13 protein-coding genes are annotated in these 14,636 nt (G+C 60.4%); 6 read left to right on the top strand and 7 right to left on the bottom strand.

Translation table 11 applies throughout. The features are described from left to right. Nucleotides 1–109: 109 nt before the first annotated feature. Nucleotides 110–826 carry a YafY family protein gene (locus tag L1O02_RS15820; RefSeq protein WP_060839247.1) on the bottom strand — a complete coding sequence of 239 codons (717 nt, stop codon included), beginning with the start codon at nt 824–826 and terminating at the stop codon, nt 110–112. A 232-nt stretch (nt 827–1,058) separates the two neighbouring features. On the opposite strand from L1O02_RS15820, the gene L1O02_RS15815 reads away from it, so the two are divergent. Continuing rightward, complete coding sequence (locus L1O02_RS15815; RefSeq protein ID WP_235758238.1) at nt 1,059–1,682, top strand: glutathione S-transferase family protein; 624 nt, start codon at nt 1,059–1,061, stop codon at nt 1,680–1,682. A 76-nt stretch (nt 1,683–1,758) separates the two neighbouring features. Here L1O02_RS15815 and L1O02_RS15810 read toward each other — a convergent pair whose 3' ends face one another. Next, the gene (locus L1O02_RS15810) at nt 1,759–2,649 is read right to left on the bottom strand and encodes a LysR family transcriptional regulator (RefSeq protein ID WP_235760252.1); all 891 of its coding nucleotides are present in this window, start codon (nt 2,647–2,649) and stop codon (nt 1,759–1,761) included. 178 nt (nt 2,650–2,827) lie between these two features. Here L1O02_RS15810 and L1O02_RS15805 point away from each other — a divergent pair, with 178 nt between their 5' ends. Together L1O02_RS15805 and L1O02_RS15800 are read left to right on the top strand one after the other, a co-directional pair. Continuing rightward, nucleotides 2,828–3,577 carry a TIM barrel protein gene (locus L1O02_RS15805; RefSeq protein ID WP_235758236.1) on the top strand — a complete coding sequence of 250 codons (750 nt, stop codon included), beginning with the start codon at nt 2,828–2,830 and terminating at the stop codon, nt 3,575–3,577. 176 nt (nt 3,578–3,753) lie between these two features. Next, the gene (locus L1O02_RS15800) at nt 3,754–5,286 is read left to right on the top strand and encodes a sensor domain-containing diguanylate cyclase (protein WP_235758233.1); all 1,533 of its coding nucleotides are present in this window, start codon (nt 3,754–3,756) and stop codon (nt 5,284–5,286) included. A gap of 210 nt (nt 5,287–5,496) precedes the next feature. On the opposite strand, the gene ugpC is transcribed toward L1O02_RS15800, so the two are convergent. From ugpC to L1O02_RS15780, 4 genes are read right to left on the bottom strand one after another with little or no spacing between them, the layout of a single operon-like run. Beyond that, nucleotides 5,497–6,642, bottom strand: a complete 1,146-nt coding sequence (gene ugpC / locus L1O02_RS15795; protein WP_129406094.1) for a sn-glycerol-3-phosphate ABC transporter ATP-binding protein UgpC — start codon at nt 6,640–6,642, stop codon at nt 5,497–5,499. A gap of 27 nt (nt 6,643–6,669) precedes the next feature. Then, a complete protein-coding gene (locus L1O02_RS15790) occupies nt 6,670–7,512 on the bottom strand; it encodes a carbohydrate ABC transporter permease (RefSeq protein WP_060839253.1) in 843 nt (280 codons plus the stop codon). Then, nucleotides 7,509–8,471, bottom strand: coding sequence for a sugar ABC transporter permease (locus L1O02_RS15785; RefSeq protein ID WP_129406095.1), 963 nt, complete (start codon nt 8,469–8,471; stop codon nt 7,509–7,511). Before L1O02_RS15785 ends, L1O02_RS15790 begins: the two co-directional genes overlap by 4 nt. Nucleotides 8,472–8,492: 21 nt before the next feature. After that, nucleotides 8,493–9,767: an ABC transporter substrate-binding protein gene (locus L1O02_RS15780; protein ID WP_235760229.1), complete on the bottom strand. Its 1,275-nt coding sequence runs from the start codon at nt 9,765–9,767 to the stop codon at nt 8,493–8,495. A gap of 166 nt (nt 9,768–9,933) precedes the next feature. Between L1O02_RS15780 and L1O02_RS15775 the strand changes: the two genes are divergently transcribed. Continuing rightward, the gene (locus tag L1O02_RS15775) at nt 9,934–11,499 is read left to right on the top strand and encodes a carbohydrate porin (protein ID WP_060839256.1); all 1,566 of its coding nucleotides are present in this window, start codon (nt 9,934–9,936) and stop codon (nt 11,497–11,499) included. Between the two features lie 67 nt (nt 11,500–11,566). Here L1O02_RS15775 and L1O02_RS15770 read toward each other — a convergent pair whose 3' ends face one another. After that, nucleotides 11,567–12,226, bottom strand: coding sequence for a hypothetical protein (locus tag L1O02_RS15770; RefSeq protein ID WP_235760228.1), 660 nt, complete (start codon nt 12,224–12,226; stop codon nt 11,567–11,569). 339 nt (nt 12,227–12,565) lie between these two features. On the opposite strand from L1O02_RS15770, the gene L1O02_RS15765 reads away from it, so the two are divergent. Together L1O02_RS15765 and L1O02_RS15760 are read left to right on the top strand one after the other, a co-directional pair. Beyond that, nucleotides 12,566–13,426: an RNA ligase family protein gene (locus L1O02_RS15765; protein WP_060839258.1), complete on the top strand. Its 861-nt coding sequence runs from the start codon at nt 12,566–12,568 to the stop codon at nt 13,424–13,426. A 14-nt stretch (nt 13,427–13,440) separates the two neighbouring features. Beyond that, nucleotides 13,441–14,586: an AAA family ATPase gene (locus L1O02_RS15760; protein WP_235760227.1), complete on the top strand. Its 1,146-nt coding sequence runs from the start codon at nt 13,441–13,443 to the stop codon at nt 14,584–14,586. The last annotated feature ends 50 nt before the right edge of the window (nt 14,587–14,636 follow it).

Here is a 14,636-nt window from a genome sequence, read left to right as displayed (position 1 = left end):
GCAATGAGCTCGACCGATTGCGGACCTGAAGGCCTGTGGGGCTGGGCGCGAGTCCGTGAGTTTCGGTGAAATGCGGATCGGTTGTCGGAGCCTGGCCGAGGTTCCGATCCTAAGGCACCTGCTGCAGCGGCGGCCGTTGTTGTCGCTCGAGCCTGTCCACCTCGCGCCATTCTTTGAGCAGGGCTTGCCTGCGCCGCGGGTAGCGCTCGGCCGTTACCTGCAATGCCGATATGCGATCCGTCCTGAAGTGACGGAACTCTTGCCGCAGTTCGCACCACCCGGCCAGCATTCGAGCACGGTCAAAATAGCCCAGGGCAACGGGCCAGATCGTTCTCTCTGAACGCGTTCCTTTCAGATCCAGGTAATGGATCAGTACCTTGTGCTCGACTCGAATGGCCCTTCGGATCTGCGACAGATCGATGGCCTCTGTTTGTGTCTGATCGCCTTTGCCCACCACCAGAGAGTTGGCGTCCAGCGCGGTGCGCAGATCCTGGGGCAACACCGAGGCTATTTTTGCCAATGCGCCCTTTGCGGCGCTGCTCAGTTGCAGGTCGGCACGCTCGGACACCCAGCGAGAACCCAGGACCAGGGCCTCTATTTCCTCCTCGGTGAACATCAGCGGCGGGAGCATAAAGCCGGGGCGCAACACGTAACCGAGCCCAGGCTCTCCTTCGATGTTGGCTCCTTGCGCCTGCAGTGTTGCGATATCCCTGTACAGCGTACGAAGGCTGATCCCCAGTTCTTTGGCCAACTGACGGCCCGTCACCGGAAAACGATGGCTGCGCAGGGTCTGGATCAGAGCAAATAATCTTTCGGTGCGGGACATGGCGAGGCTTAGCTGGCGGCGTGATTTGCGCGAGATCCTGCCATTATCCGGCAGTGACTCAAAGCACTGTTTGCATCGCGCGGTGGGTGATGCTCAACGGCAGCGACCTTTCAGGAGCAACGTTCCTGGCCGCCTGATGAGCGCCGATCCAGGCACGGCATCACTGCTGCCATTTTCTGTCAGTGCGCAGAAAGACAATGGCAGCGTTGATCACCCCAAAGGAGCTAGAACCATGCGTCTTCACTACCATCCAGCGTCGACCTGCAGCCGCCGAGTGCTGATGGCCGCCCATGACCTCGAAATCGAGCTCGACCTGGTGCAGGTGGATCTGTTCAAAGGGGAGCAGAACGCTCCCGAGTTTCTGCAACTGAACCCGAATCATCGGGTTCCGGTTCTCGAACATGATGGATGGGTACTCTGGGAGTCTTGCGCCATCATGCAGTACCTGGCGGATCTGGTGCCTGGTCAGACCCTTTATCCCGGCGAACCCCGTGGCCGCGCAGACGTCAACCGCTGGCTGTTCTGGTGCGCGCAGTCCTTCATGCCGGGCATCGGCATTCTTAACTGGGAGAACTCGAACAAGTCCTTGGCTGGAATGGGGGCGCCCGATCCCGTTGAGGTCGCTCGCGCAGAACAAGGGGTGACTGAGGCTGCAAACATTCTTGAGGCGCACCTCAGTCATCGCCAATGGATTTGCGACAGCGGTCTTTCGCTGGCCGACCTGGCGATAGCCGCACCGCTGGCTGATCAGCACCGGGCCAAGTTCCCGGTGACGCATCTGCCCAATCTCCAGCGCTGGTTCATGCAAGTCCAGGCGCTTGATGCCTGGAAGCAGACGGCAGCACAAGCCCTGTAAGCTCAAGGCGTCCGCTGGGCGCTTGAGGGCTGGCACCCCCTCTCGGTGGCGTGGTGCGTTGCAACTCCATTGACTGTCAGGCGGGATCCTTACCGAAGAAACCGGTTGTCTGGGCAAACTCGACGAATCGCCGGTTTGCCACGGACAGGTATTCGTCCGCTCGCCAGCACAGACCGAAACTCATGACCTGTGCCGGTTTGAAGGGAACCCCCTGCAAGCCGGGTACGGAGTGTTGAATGGAGCGCAGCAGGGTAGAGGCGCCCATTCCATCCAGTGTTGCCTGGATGACCAGCGAGACGAAATTGCTCTGCAATGCTATTCGATAGCGGGTGCCGGCGGCTTCGCAGAAGGCATCGAACATATGGCGTTGCAGGAAGGTCTGGTCAAAAAGCACCATTTTTTCATCTTGCAGACGCGAGGCCTCGATAAAGGCCTCGCGCGCAAGTGGGTGGTCTTCGTTCATGCACATGACCATCTCGTCGGTGCCCAACACAACCGAGTCCCATCCGCTCGCCACTCGACGGGACTCCAGCAGAGCGACATCGATGTCACGGTTTTCCAGGCGTTGGCTGATGTCATCCGCACTGCCTTCGACCACCGTCATGACGATACCTGGATAACTTTTGCCAAAGGCGTTGAGTACCTGCGGAATGTAGTTGATCCCGTACATGGGAGGCACGCCGAGACGAATCTCGCCACGCTGCAAATGCGACAGATCCCGCAGCTCCTGGCGGGCCATGTCGAGTTCCAGCAAAGCGACTTCGACACGGGCGAGAAAGCTTTTGCCTTCAGCGGTGACGGTGATTTTTCGTGCTGCGCGGTTGAAAAGGGTAACGCCCAGTTCCTCTTCCAATCGAGTAACGGCCATGCTCAATGCCGGTTGGGCAATGTGCAGGCTCTGCGCGGCTTTGGTGAAACTGCCTTGCCGCGCAACTTCTACGCAGCACATCAACGCTTTGAGATTCATGCCAGTCATGCTCGGATCGAAAGCCGAAGCATAACAATCAGTGATGAAAACAATCACAACATAATATTTTTCGTGATGGATGGGCCTGACTAATATGCCGGCGCTAACGGTGTTGACGCCTTTTCGAGGCTCGCGCCCAGGCCGATGACTTGCCTCTTTCAAAACGGATTTTTACTCAATGCTCAAGTTCAACGCTCATCTCGGCTTCCAGTTCAACGATTTGCCCTTTCTCCAGCGGATCGAAGCGGCAGCGGCGGCCGGATTCAAGGCGGTGGAGTTTCCTTCACCCTATGCATTTGAAGCCAGTCAACTGGCCGCACATTTGACTCAATATTCCCTGCCCCTGATCCAGTTCGCGGCCCCGGCCGGAGTCACCAAGGGCTTGGCTGCGTTGCAAGGCAAGGAAGAAGAGTTTCGTGAGGGTCTGGCCTTGGCCGCCAGGTATGCAAAGGTCTTGGGCTGCTCGAAGGTGCACGTCATGTCCGGGATTACTGAACAGGTTTCGGCTGCGCCGCGTTTCATGAGCAACTTGGAATATGCCGTCGGCTATTTTCAGGATCAGGGGTTGCAGCCTCTGATCGAAGTGATTAGCCCAAGGGAAATCCCGGGGTACTACCTGTCGGATTTCGGCAAGGCGCTCCAGGTGCTGGAAACCTTCCCGAGTGTGGGGCTGATTCTCGATCTGTACCATGCACAGCTTTTGACCGGCGACGCCGCAACTGTTCTGGATCAGTTTTATGAGCGAACGGTCCACGTACAGGTTGCGGACTGCCCAGGTCGCCATGAGCCGGGGACCGGCATGGTTGACTTTGCGTCATTGTTTGCCGCCCTGGAACACCGTGGATACGCGGGATGGATCGGCTGTGAATACCGGCCTTCCAGCACGACTGCGGCAAGCTTGGATTGGCTCAAGTTGCACGATGCCTAGCACTTGATGGCGGGTGGCTGGCCGTCGCGAACGACCGCACCGGCCAGCATCAGCCGAAGAACAAGCCCCTTGCTCTCACGCCAGATTGATAAAGATCACGACAAGCATGCCGATACTTCGACAGTACTTCAGGTCACGGCATGCTGTTTTTGGCGATGAGCAAGGAACACAAACGAATGTCTACTCGTGGGAATGTGCTCAAAGCATCGGACGTGACCCTTTGCGCCCTGGTGTGCCTGGCCGGGGTGGCCATCACGCTATTGGTGTTGATCCTGTTTGTCGGGGCAGAGCAGCGTACCGTCAGCGTTGCCTTTCAACTGGAGGTCGACGAAAGATTCAGTCGCCTGCAACGACGCTTTAATATTCAGGTCTTGAAACTGGACGTGGTGCGGCGTTTCTTTGTCAACGCCGACGATGTCACTGAAAAGGAGTTTCTGGGATTTGTCACGCCTCTGGTTGGCGAGGACGAAGCCTATAGCTGGGTGGCCAGGATTCCCGAGAAGGATCTGCAAGGGTTTCGTGCCAAGGCGCTGCTCAACGGCACCGGTGATTTTTCATATCATGAAATTGATCCCGTCAGCGGTGACAGAGTCCCGCTTAGCAGCCGGCCGGAGCACTGGATATTGCTCTATTTATTGAAGCGCGATGACGTGAAGGTCTTGCCCGGCATGGATATTCTGGCTCGCCCGGGTCGCCAGGCCTTGATGAACAAGGCCCGGGAAACAGGCGAAATCGTGGTGTCGGAACCCTTGAAAATGACCAATGGGCAATCGGGGGTTTTCTTTGTCGCACCGGTGTTCAAGACGCCGCCTGAGGTGCCATTGCACGATGCTGATTTGCAGGGCTTCGTTGTCTCCAGCGTGCGCTTGGCGTCCCTGATGGAACAGGGCATTCCATTACCCAGCCTGCAACGATTGAACGTGACGCTTTCATTGATCGACAACCAGCAGCAAGGGGAAGACATCTATCAGAGCCTGGCTCCCGCAGCCCCTTCGGCGCTGTACGCGCAGCGGCTGCTGAAAGTCGCCGACCAGGATTACCTGGTCCAGTTTCGACCCGGCGCTACATTTCTCGCCGCCAACAGCTATACCCTGTCCATCAGCCTGATAGTCGTGTTCGGAACAGGGTTGTCGCTGCTGTTGACCTTGATGGTGTACTTGCTGATTACCCAGCGCGCCCGCGCCCTGTCGCTGGTGGATGAACGCACGCAAGACCTGCGCGTGCTGAACATCACCGATCACCTGACCGGCGTCTATAACCGCCGATACTTCGAAGAGTTGATGGCGCGCCTGCTCGTCGAGGCGAACGTGCAACACCGCCCGCTGTCGCTGATCATGTTTGACGTTGATCACTTCAAGCACATCAACGACCGCTGGGGCCATCAATGTGGCGATAAGGTTCTGCAGGCCTTGTGCGCCCGAATAGGTTCGGCAACACGGCAAACCGATCTGCTGTGCAGAACAGGCGGAGAGGAGTTTGCGTTGATCTGCCCGGATAGCGAGCTGGACCATACAAGGTTGCTGGCAGAAAAGCTTCGGGCGCTGATAAACACCCAGCCCTTTGAGGATAGTGGCCGGGTGACTTGCAGCTTCGGCGTTGCCACATGGATTGCATCAGAGTCGTTCGACGCCCTCATTCGGCGTGCCGATACCGCGATGTACCGTGCAAAAGCAATGGGCCGGGACCAAGTCCAGGCGGCCGACCGCTAGACGCTCGGCAGCCCGGGCGACCAGGATCAGGCACCAGAGGCCGCAGCGCCCCGGCAACCTAAGCAGGGTGGCTTGACGACCGGGGTCGCTGCAGCGCAAGGCGATCAGCCTGCCGGTGGAGCAATATGATCGCCGGGTGGATGAGCCTGGATGAGGCCGTCACTCAGTGCGCCGCGCAAGCTCCGGAGTAACAGGCATCGGGTCGCCAGGTCATAGGGCGCGTGCTTGGGCAGAGCGTCGAGAGCGGTCATTCGGCAGGTTCTCAATGGCCTGCGGGTGCCGCTTCAAGGCCGTGCCGTCGGCATCGAACAGATGCAGGTTGTCGATTTCCAGCTGCAGCTCGACTCGATCACCTGCCTGCCATCCGGCGTTGACCTCGCAGCGACAGACCAGCGGCTCGTCCTGATCGGCTTCGAGGTGCACGTAGGTTTCGCTCCCCAGGTACTCGACCCCGGCCACGACAAGGCCGCCGGTTCCTTGCGCGGCCTTGAGCGACATGTGCTCCGGGCGAACCCCCAAGCTCAGGGGCGTGCCGGCCGTCAGGTTCGAGCTGTCGAAGGGCAGGGCGGTCATGCCCAGCACCGAGGTCTCCACCCGGCTGGTTTCGCCGGGGGCGTGCAGGCGCGCCGCCAGAAAGTTCATTCTGGGCGAGCCGAGAAAACCGCCGACGAAGCGGCTGGCCGGGCGTTCGTAGAGTTCGCGAGGCGAACCGACCTGCTCCACGTGACCGCCATTGAGCACGACAATCTTGTCGGCCAGGGTCATGGCCTCCACCTGATCGTGGGTGACGTAGATGATGGTCGAGCTGAGTCGAGCGTGCAGCCGGGCGATTTCGTTGCGCATCTGCACCCGCAAGGACGCGTCCAGGTTGGACAGCGGCTCATCGAACAACAAGATGTCCGGCTCCCGCGCCATGGCCCTGCCCATGGCCACACGCTGACGCTGCCCTCCGGAGAGTTCCTTTGGCTTGCGTTGCAGCAGTTTGTCCAATTGCAGGATTTGCGCCGTTTTCAGCACCCGCTCGCGCAGGCTGCTTTTATCCGTCTTGGCCAGCTTGAGACCGAAACCGATGTTGTCGTAGACGCTCATGTGTGGGTACAGCGCATAGGACTGAAACACCATGCCGACGCCGCGCTCGCGCGGCTCCAGGTCATTGACCCGTCGTCCATCAATCAACAGGTCGCCGGCGCAGATCGAATCCAGTCCTGCGATCAGTCGCAGCAGGGTCGACTTTCCGCAGCCCGAAGGGCCAACGAACACCACGAACTCACCCGCAGCGATCTCCAGGCTGACGTCGCGAAGAATCCGCGCGCCGCCCAATTGTTTGTTCAGCTTATCTAGCTTCAGTTTGATCACGATGCTGTTCCTTGTAGTTGTTGGGCATCAACCCTTTAAGGCGCCGGCGGTGAGACCGGAAACGATTCGGCGCTGGAAGATCAGCACCAGGATCACCAGGGGCACGGTGACCAGCACCGATGCCGCCATCAACAGCCCCCAAGGCAGCTCATGGGGACTCCCGCCGGAAATCAGGGCGATGGCGACCGGCACCGTGCGTTGCGTGTCGGTGAGGGTGAAGGTCAGGGCAAACAGGAACTCGTTCCACGCGGCGATGAAGGCCAACAAGCCAGTGGTGACCAGGGCAGGCCAGAGCAGCGGCAACAGCACGCGGGTCAGCGTGACCCAGGGTGAAGCGCCATCCATGATTGCCGCTTCTTCCAGTTCATGAGGCAGTTGCCCCATGAAGGTGGTCAGCACCCAGACCGTGAAGGGCAGGGTGAAAATGCTGTAGCTCAGGATCAGCGCCCAAGAGGTGTTGTACAGGCCCAGAGCGCGGATCACTTCGAACAGCCCCGACAGCACCGCGACCTGGGGAAACATCGACACGCCGAGCACCATCATCAAGACCGTGCCGCGCCCCCGGAACTTCACCCTTCCCAAGGCATAGGCGGCCGTCACACTGAGGAACAGCGCCAGCGTCACCACGCACAGTGCGACCAGCAGCGAGTTGCCGATCGCCCGCAGGAATGAGGCTTGGTGGAGTACCGTCGCGTAATTGGAGAAGTCGGCAGTGCCGATCCAGTAGCTGACGTCGAACAGGGCGCTGGACGGCTTGAGCGACGTCACGATGGCGTAATAGAAAGGGAAGACCGCATACAGCAACACAATCCCGATCAGGCACCAGAATCCACAGCGCCACAGGGCTTTCTTGAGGAGGCGCGGGCTCATGCTCGAACCTCCATTTGACGGCGTCCGAGGTAGAGGTAAAGCATGGCGATCAGCGCAACGACCAGGAACAGCAGGGTCGAGGCTGCGCTGCCATAGCCGACATCCTGGAACTCCACCAGGTGTTGGCGGGCATAGACCGACATGCTCATGGTGCTGGACGAATTCGAGGTCAGCACATAGATGACGTCGAAGACCCGCAGGGAGTCGAGGAGGCGGAAGATCGTGGCCACCAGCAATGCCGGCATCAACAGCGGCAACGTGACGCGCCAGAACACTTTCAGCGGATGAATGCCATCGACCCTGGCGGCTTCGTAGCAATCGCTCGGCAACATCTGCAAGGCAGCCAGCATCAGCAGCGTGACAAAGGGCAAGGTCTTCCAGACGTCGACGATGATCACCGCCCACATCGACAGATCCGCGTCTGCCGTCCAGGCCAGAGGCGCGTCAATCAGGCCGACGCTCAGCATCATGTGGTTGATGATGCCGAACTGGTCATTGAGCATCCACGACCAGATCTTCGCCGAGACAATGGTGGGAATCGCCCACGGAATCAGAATCAGCGCACGCACCAGGGAGCGACCGGTGAACTGGATGTTCAGCAGCAACGCCAGCAACAGCCCCAGGACGACTTCCAGGCCCACCGAGACCAGGGTGAAATACAGCGTGTTGTGCACGGCGTTCCACCATTGTGGATCGACCAGGATCCCCGACCAGTGGGAACCGTCATGGAACAGATAATTGCTCAAGCCGACAAAGGCGCCGCCACGGGTGTCCGCGAGGCTGGCGTCGGTCAGGCTGAACCAGAATGTGCGCAGTAGCGGCCAGGCGGCCACCAGGGCCAGGCACAGCAGCATGGGCGTCAGAAACAGCCATGCGGCGCGTACTCGGCGACGCTGCATGGGTGTTTCCCGGGTGAGCAGGCGCTCGTCACAGGAGGCATGGGCAGTAGAGACAGACATGGTGATTTCCTTCCTTGGGGCTTACCAGTTCCGGCGTTTGATGCGCGTGAGTTCGCTTTCCAGTTCGGCCAGTGCCTGATCGACAGGCAACTCGCCCGCCAGCACGCCATGCACTCGGTCGAAGAACGCATTGGAGACCCGTGGATAGCGATCGGCGGTTATTGCGGCGGGGCGCATGACCCCATCGTTGAGAATGCTGTGCAGCTGGGCGTAGTAAGGCATGGCCGCGAGCAGCTCGGGGTCCTGATACAGGGACTCGATAACCGGGTTGTAGGCGCCGATCAGGGCACGGTGCTTTTGTTGCTGGGCGCTGGTCAGGTAGCTCACCAGCTCCGCGGCCAGTTGCGGATGGGCGCTGTAACGCGATACCGCCAGGCCCCACCCGCCGAGGGTGGATGCATGGTTGCCGGTCTCGCCGCCGCGGGGCAGGGCAGCGACGCCAACCTGGTCTTTCACCGCACTGTCCTGGCTCTGCACGAGGGCCCAGACGTAAGGCCAGTTGCGCATGAACAGCGCATTTCCCGACTGGAATACGCCACGCCCTTCTTCCTCGGTGTAATTGAGCACGCCACGCGGGGAGATGTCTCCGACCCAGCTTTTTGCCAGGTTCAGGGCCGCTCTTGAGGCTGGACTGTTAACGACGATGTCGCCTTGTGGATTGACCAGGCCGCCTTGCGCTTGGCTGCTGATCCACTCCAGCGCATTGCAGGTCAGCCCCTCGTAGGCACGGCCCTGAAATATGTAACCCCACAGATTGGGATGACCGGCGCTGCGTTCGGCCTGTTGAACATCCCTGGCGGTCGCGGTCATTTCCTCCCACGTCTGGGGCACCGGCTTGTTGTACTTCTCGAGCAAGTCCTTGCGGTAATACAGCAGCCCCGAGTCGGTGAACCACGGCATCGTCACCAGCCGTCCGTTGACCATGGCGTTATCGACCTGTGCCTGGAAGTAGCCCTGGGTCGCGTTGGCAGGAAGCACCTCGCGCAGATCCAGCAGGTGTTTGGCCAGCATCCCCGGCCACACCATGTCGATTTGGATGATGTCGATGTCGGTGGACTGTGCACTGAGGATCTGTTGGTAGAACGACAACCGCTCGGTCGCCGAGTTGGGCGTGGAAACCACCTCGACGTGGTTGCCGGTCTGTTTCGACCACGCCTCGACGGCCTCTTTGCAAAGTTGCAACTCGGCCCCCACCGCGCCGCAGGAGATCGTCAGATCGGCTGCGCTGGAGACGGATGGAAGGCCGGCACAGAGGGTGAGTAACGCTGCTGGAAGGAGGGATTTCAGCTGTTTCATATAGGCCTCTTTATTTTTGTTTTTAGAGAAGTTAACGTTAACACGGCAAATGTAACAGCGTATTTTCGATAAGGCATCTTTTTTGTGGGTTTGGACAGTTCACCACTCGCGAAAAAAGCGGCCTGTCCCAGGAACACGACAATAAAAATAAAACAGGGAAATCCACATGCAGAAAGCATCAAGATGGCTACTGGCAGGCGTGCTCAGCACCTCGGCGGCGGCCTCTCAGGCCGCGACTCTGGAAGAGCGCATGGCCGCGTTCGAGGCCCGTGCCAGCGCCGCGGAAAAACGCGCGGCGGCAGCCGAACAGCAAACCCAGGCACTCGCCAGGGAGTTGCAGCAGATCAAACTCGCCACCTCCGCCTCGCAGCCCGCTGCGTCCACCGCATCCCAGGCAAGCAATCCCGTGGTGGACACCCGACTGGCCAAACTCGAAGCCCGCCAGGAAAGCATGGAAAAACAGGCCAGCACTTCGAACCTCAGCAATGGCTTCAGCTTCAACGGCTATGCCCGTTCCGGATTGCTGATCGACGAGGGGCTGGGCGGTGGCCGTGGCGGACCCTATACGACGCCGGCCGGCTCGGTGGGTGGGGCAGTGGGGCGACTCGGTAACGAGGACGACACCTACATGCGGATAGACCTGTCGAAAGAAATCTATGCGCAGAATGGCACCCGTTCCAAATTCACCGTTTCCATCGCCGACGGTGTGGAAAGCTCCAATGACTGGACCGCCGACGAAAGCAAACTCAACGTGCGCCAGGTATTCACCGCGCTCGACCATATCGCTGCGTTCAAGGGCAATTCCGTGTTCGAGAACGCCACCCTATGGGCAGGCAAGCGATTTGATCGGGACAACTTCGATATTCACTGGCTGGACTCGGACGTCATCTACCTGGCCGGTACCGGCGGTGGAATCTACGATGTGCAGATGAACAAGAACTGGCGCTCGAATTACTCCTTGATTGGGCGTAGCTATGGGGACTTCAGCCAAGCAGGCCTTAACGCCGATGTGGCGAGCTACATCCTGACGTCCAACCAGTTCTTCGAGGATGGCCAGTGGCAGTGGATGTTCAATGGCATCGGCGCGAAGAAAAACGATTTCGCTACCCGCACCAATAAAGCCGGTTTGACCCCCGCGGATTCCGGCCTGCACAGCATGCTGGCCAATCACCAGAAGAACTTCTTCGGCAGAGAAGGCTTCCTCAAAACGGCGCTGCTCTATGGGCAAGGCCTGGGCGCGGAGGTCAAGAACGTCGGCTCGGATGGCGAACTGATCGACGAGGCCCGGGCGCTGCGTCTTGCCCTTTACGGCGAGACCCCCATAGCACCCGACTGGCGCATCGGGCCCAGCGTGCTGGCCGAACAGAGCACCGACAGATACGTCAAGGGAGACGACTACCGCTGGCTGACCCTGAACGTGCGCTTGGCCAACACAATCAACAGCAACTTCGAGATGGCCTACGAAATGAGCTGGCAAACCATGAGCCTCGACCCCAAGGGCTATCTCCAACGTAATGCGGTTGACGGCAATTTCTGGAAATTCACGGTCGCCCCGACCTTCAAACTCGACGTTGGAGACCTACTCACACGTCCCGAATTGCGAGTGTTCGCAAGCTACATGAGTTGGTCGTCCGATCTGGACAGATACAGCTCCTCGGACGCCTTCGGCAAGTCGGACTTCAACGCCGGAGGTGTATGGCAGTACGGCATACAGATGGAAACCTGGTTTTGATAGTTGAACGCGCCGGCAAACATGCCTTGCCGGCGCTGGATCGGAGTTCAGCCGAGCCGGCACGGCCTTACTGGGTGATGGTCATGCTGCTGGTGGCCTGGACCGAGCCGTAGCGGATGCGCGGATAAGTCGGATCGGCGTAGCTGAAATCCATCACCGTGCCGACGGAGCCGAAGTACAGGGCCTGGCAATTGAAGTTCACCGCCACCTGGCCGCCGTAAGGGGTGACCCCGATGGCGACCTGGGTCGGCCCGGTCCATTCGATCTTGCACCCCAGCGTGCCGCCTGCTGCGCCGGCGTTGTATCCGCGACAGTTCAAGGTGGCGTTGCCGTTGCTGGTACTGGGAAAGCCCGCCCATTTGGCGATGGCCAGGTTGGCCGAGCAGGACGTGTTGACGCTGCTGGCGCCCGGGGCGAGCTTGTAGACCCCGGACGGTGGCGCAAGCGTTGCCGTGACGGGCGTCAATGGCAGGGCGGCAAGGCTCGATGCCGCCTGGTTTTCCACCACGGTGGTGGGCGACGGCGGGAGCTTGCACACCACCACGGCGCCGACGTCGTCGGACTTGTTCAACTCACCCAGCGCCGTGATATCGGCGCCGCCCTTCGACTCGCAGAAGAGTTTGCGTAACTGGGCTTTTTCTTCGCTGTCCGATGTGGACGAGGCCTGGGCCAAAGGTGCAAGGGCCAGGCCAATGATTCCAGCCATCAGCACGCTTGAAAGTTTCATGATCGATTCCTTATCGAGGTTATGACTGGCTGCACCCTATGAGCACCAGGCGGTTTTTTTCATGACAAAAGCTCGGGTGTTGCGCGCAAACAGGGCCGCGGGAGTTTTGTCCTTACGGGACTTGACCTGATGCCGCTATCTGCTGTTGAATGCGCGCCCTAAAGCCTCTGCAACCTTTTCTCCAAGTGGTGAAGCCAGTGCCCTACGCCAGCCAACACGCCTGATACCGACGACGGTCCATCCTGCCTGATGGCTGCCCGTGCCTATGCGCGGCGGCGCTTCATTGCCATGCCTGCCTGATCCTGTCGTTGGTTTTTCTCTGTTTTCGAGGACAAACCCATGCACATGGATATTCGTGCCACCGCGCACAACCTGGAACTGCTCAAATACCCCCGCACGCCCCATCTGCAAGGCTCGCGCCTGCAAGATGGCGACACTGACACTGGCCAGGTGCGCTATGCCGCTCTAGCCGGGCAGTGGCTGGTGGTGGAAGAAAAACTCGATGGCGCCAACGCCGGCATCAGCTTTAGCGCAAGCGGCGAGTTGCGCCTGCAATCTCGCGGTCACTACCTCACCGGCGGTGGGCGCGAGCGCCAGTTCAATCTGTTCAAGCAGTGGGCCGTGGCTCACGAACACTGGTTGCTGGAGCGCCTGGAAGATCGCTTCGTGCTGTATGGCGAATGGCTGCACAAGAAGCACTCGGTGTTCTACGACCGCTTGCCACATTATTTCTGCGAGTTCGATGTGTGGGACCGCGCCACAGGGCTGTTCCTCTCCACCGCGGCGCGCCGGTGCCTGCTCGAGGGAGGGCCGGTGCTGTCGGTGCCGGTGCTGTACGAAGGCCCGGCGCCGCGCCGACATGCCGAGCTGATGGCGCTGGTGGGCGATTCGCTGGCCAAGACCGAGCGCTGGCGCGAGGTGTTCGAGCAGGTGGTGCGCCGCGAAGGCCTCGACCTGGCCCGTGCCTGGCGCCAGTGCGACCGATCCAGCCGCATGGAAGGCCTTTATCTGAAGCTCGAGGACGAGCAGCAGACCCTCGGCCGACTCAAGTGGGTACGCCAGGACTTCGTCCAGGCCATCATCGATGCCGACCAGCACCATGCCAACCAACCCTTCATCCCCAATCAACTGGCCGACGGCGTCGACCTCTATGCCCCGCGCCTGTCCATGGACTGGCAGGGCCCACGCCACGGCTATTGAAGGAGCATCCCGATATGGATATTCGACAACTGCAACAACTGGTCCCCGAGCCGGGGCGCGATATGGACGCCGCCGCCTGCCTGGCGGCCATCCCCGCCCTGGCGCGCCTGGCCGATACACCGCAAGACCCGACCTACCACGCCGAGGGCGATGTGTGGATTCATACCCGTCTGGTGGTCGAAGCCTTGCTGGCGCAATCCGCCTACCAGCAGGCCAGCGCCGAGCAGCGCTTTGTGCTGTTCTTCGCTGCCCTGTTGCACGATATCGCCAAGCCCGACACCACGGTGATCGACCCGGATACCGGGCGTATCGGTCAGCCCGGTCATTCACGCCGGGGCGCGGTGGATGCGCGGCTGCTGTTGTGGCGCGCCGGTGTGCCGTTCGAGTTGCGCGAGCAGATCTGCCGCATCATCGCCGTGCACCAGGTGCCGTTCTTCGCCCTGCAGGGTGATCGCAGCGGCCGCAGCGCTGAGTTCCTGTTGCACAAACTGTCCTGGGAACTGCCGCTGTGGATGCTCTGTGCCGTGGCCGAGGCCGATATGCAGGGTCGCGACTACGCCGGCAAGGCCGATGTACTGGACGCCATCGAACTGTGGCGCGAACTGGCGCGGGAGGAGGGCTGCCTGCACGGGCCGCGGGCCTTTGTCGACGACTACACACGCATTCAGTACCTGCGTGGCGCCCGGGTACATCCCGACTACCCGCTGCACCCGCCGCAGGGCTCGTCGGTGGTGATGCTCTCGGGCCTGCCGGCCAGCGGCAAGGACACCTGGACCGCGCACCATTACCCGGAGCTACCGGTGGTGTCGTTCGACGACGCGCGCCAGGCCCTGGGCCTGCGCCACGGACAGAACGAAGGCGCCGCTGCGCATTACGCCATCGACCGGGCAAAGGCCTTGTTGCGCGAGCACAAACCCTTTGTGTGGAACTCCACGCACCTGTCGGCGCAGATGCGCAACCGGACCCTGGACTTGCTCTACGGCTACGGCGCCGAGGTGGAAATTCTTTACCTGGAGCGGCCCGAGGACGAGATCATGCGGCGCAACCAGAAGCGCGACACCTCACTGCGCAACGAAGATATCCGCCGCATGTTGTTCAAGTGGGAAGTACCGCTGCCGACCGAGGCGCATCGGGTGGTTTATCAGGCGGTGGAGGGGTGAGTGGCACTTACGCTCCCAATATAAGTCCGTTCTTCATTAAAAGCTTTCAA

The sequence above is a fragment of the Pseudomonas sp. BC42 genome, assembly GCF_021560055.1.
In the GTDB taxonomy this organism is placed as follows: domain Bacteria; phylum Pseudomonadota; class Gammaproteobacteria; order Pseudomonadales; family Pseudomonadaceae; genus Aquipseudomonas.
Note: the sequence above shows the minus strand (reverse complement) of the source record. Positions and strands in the feature narration are given on the sequence as shown.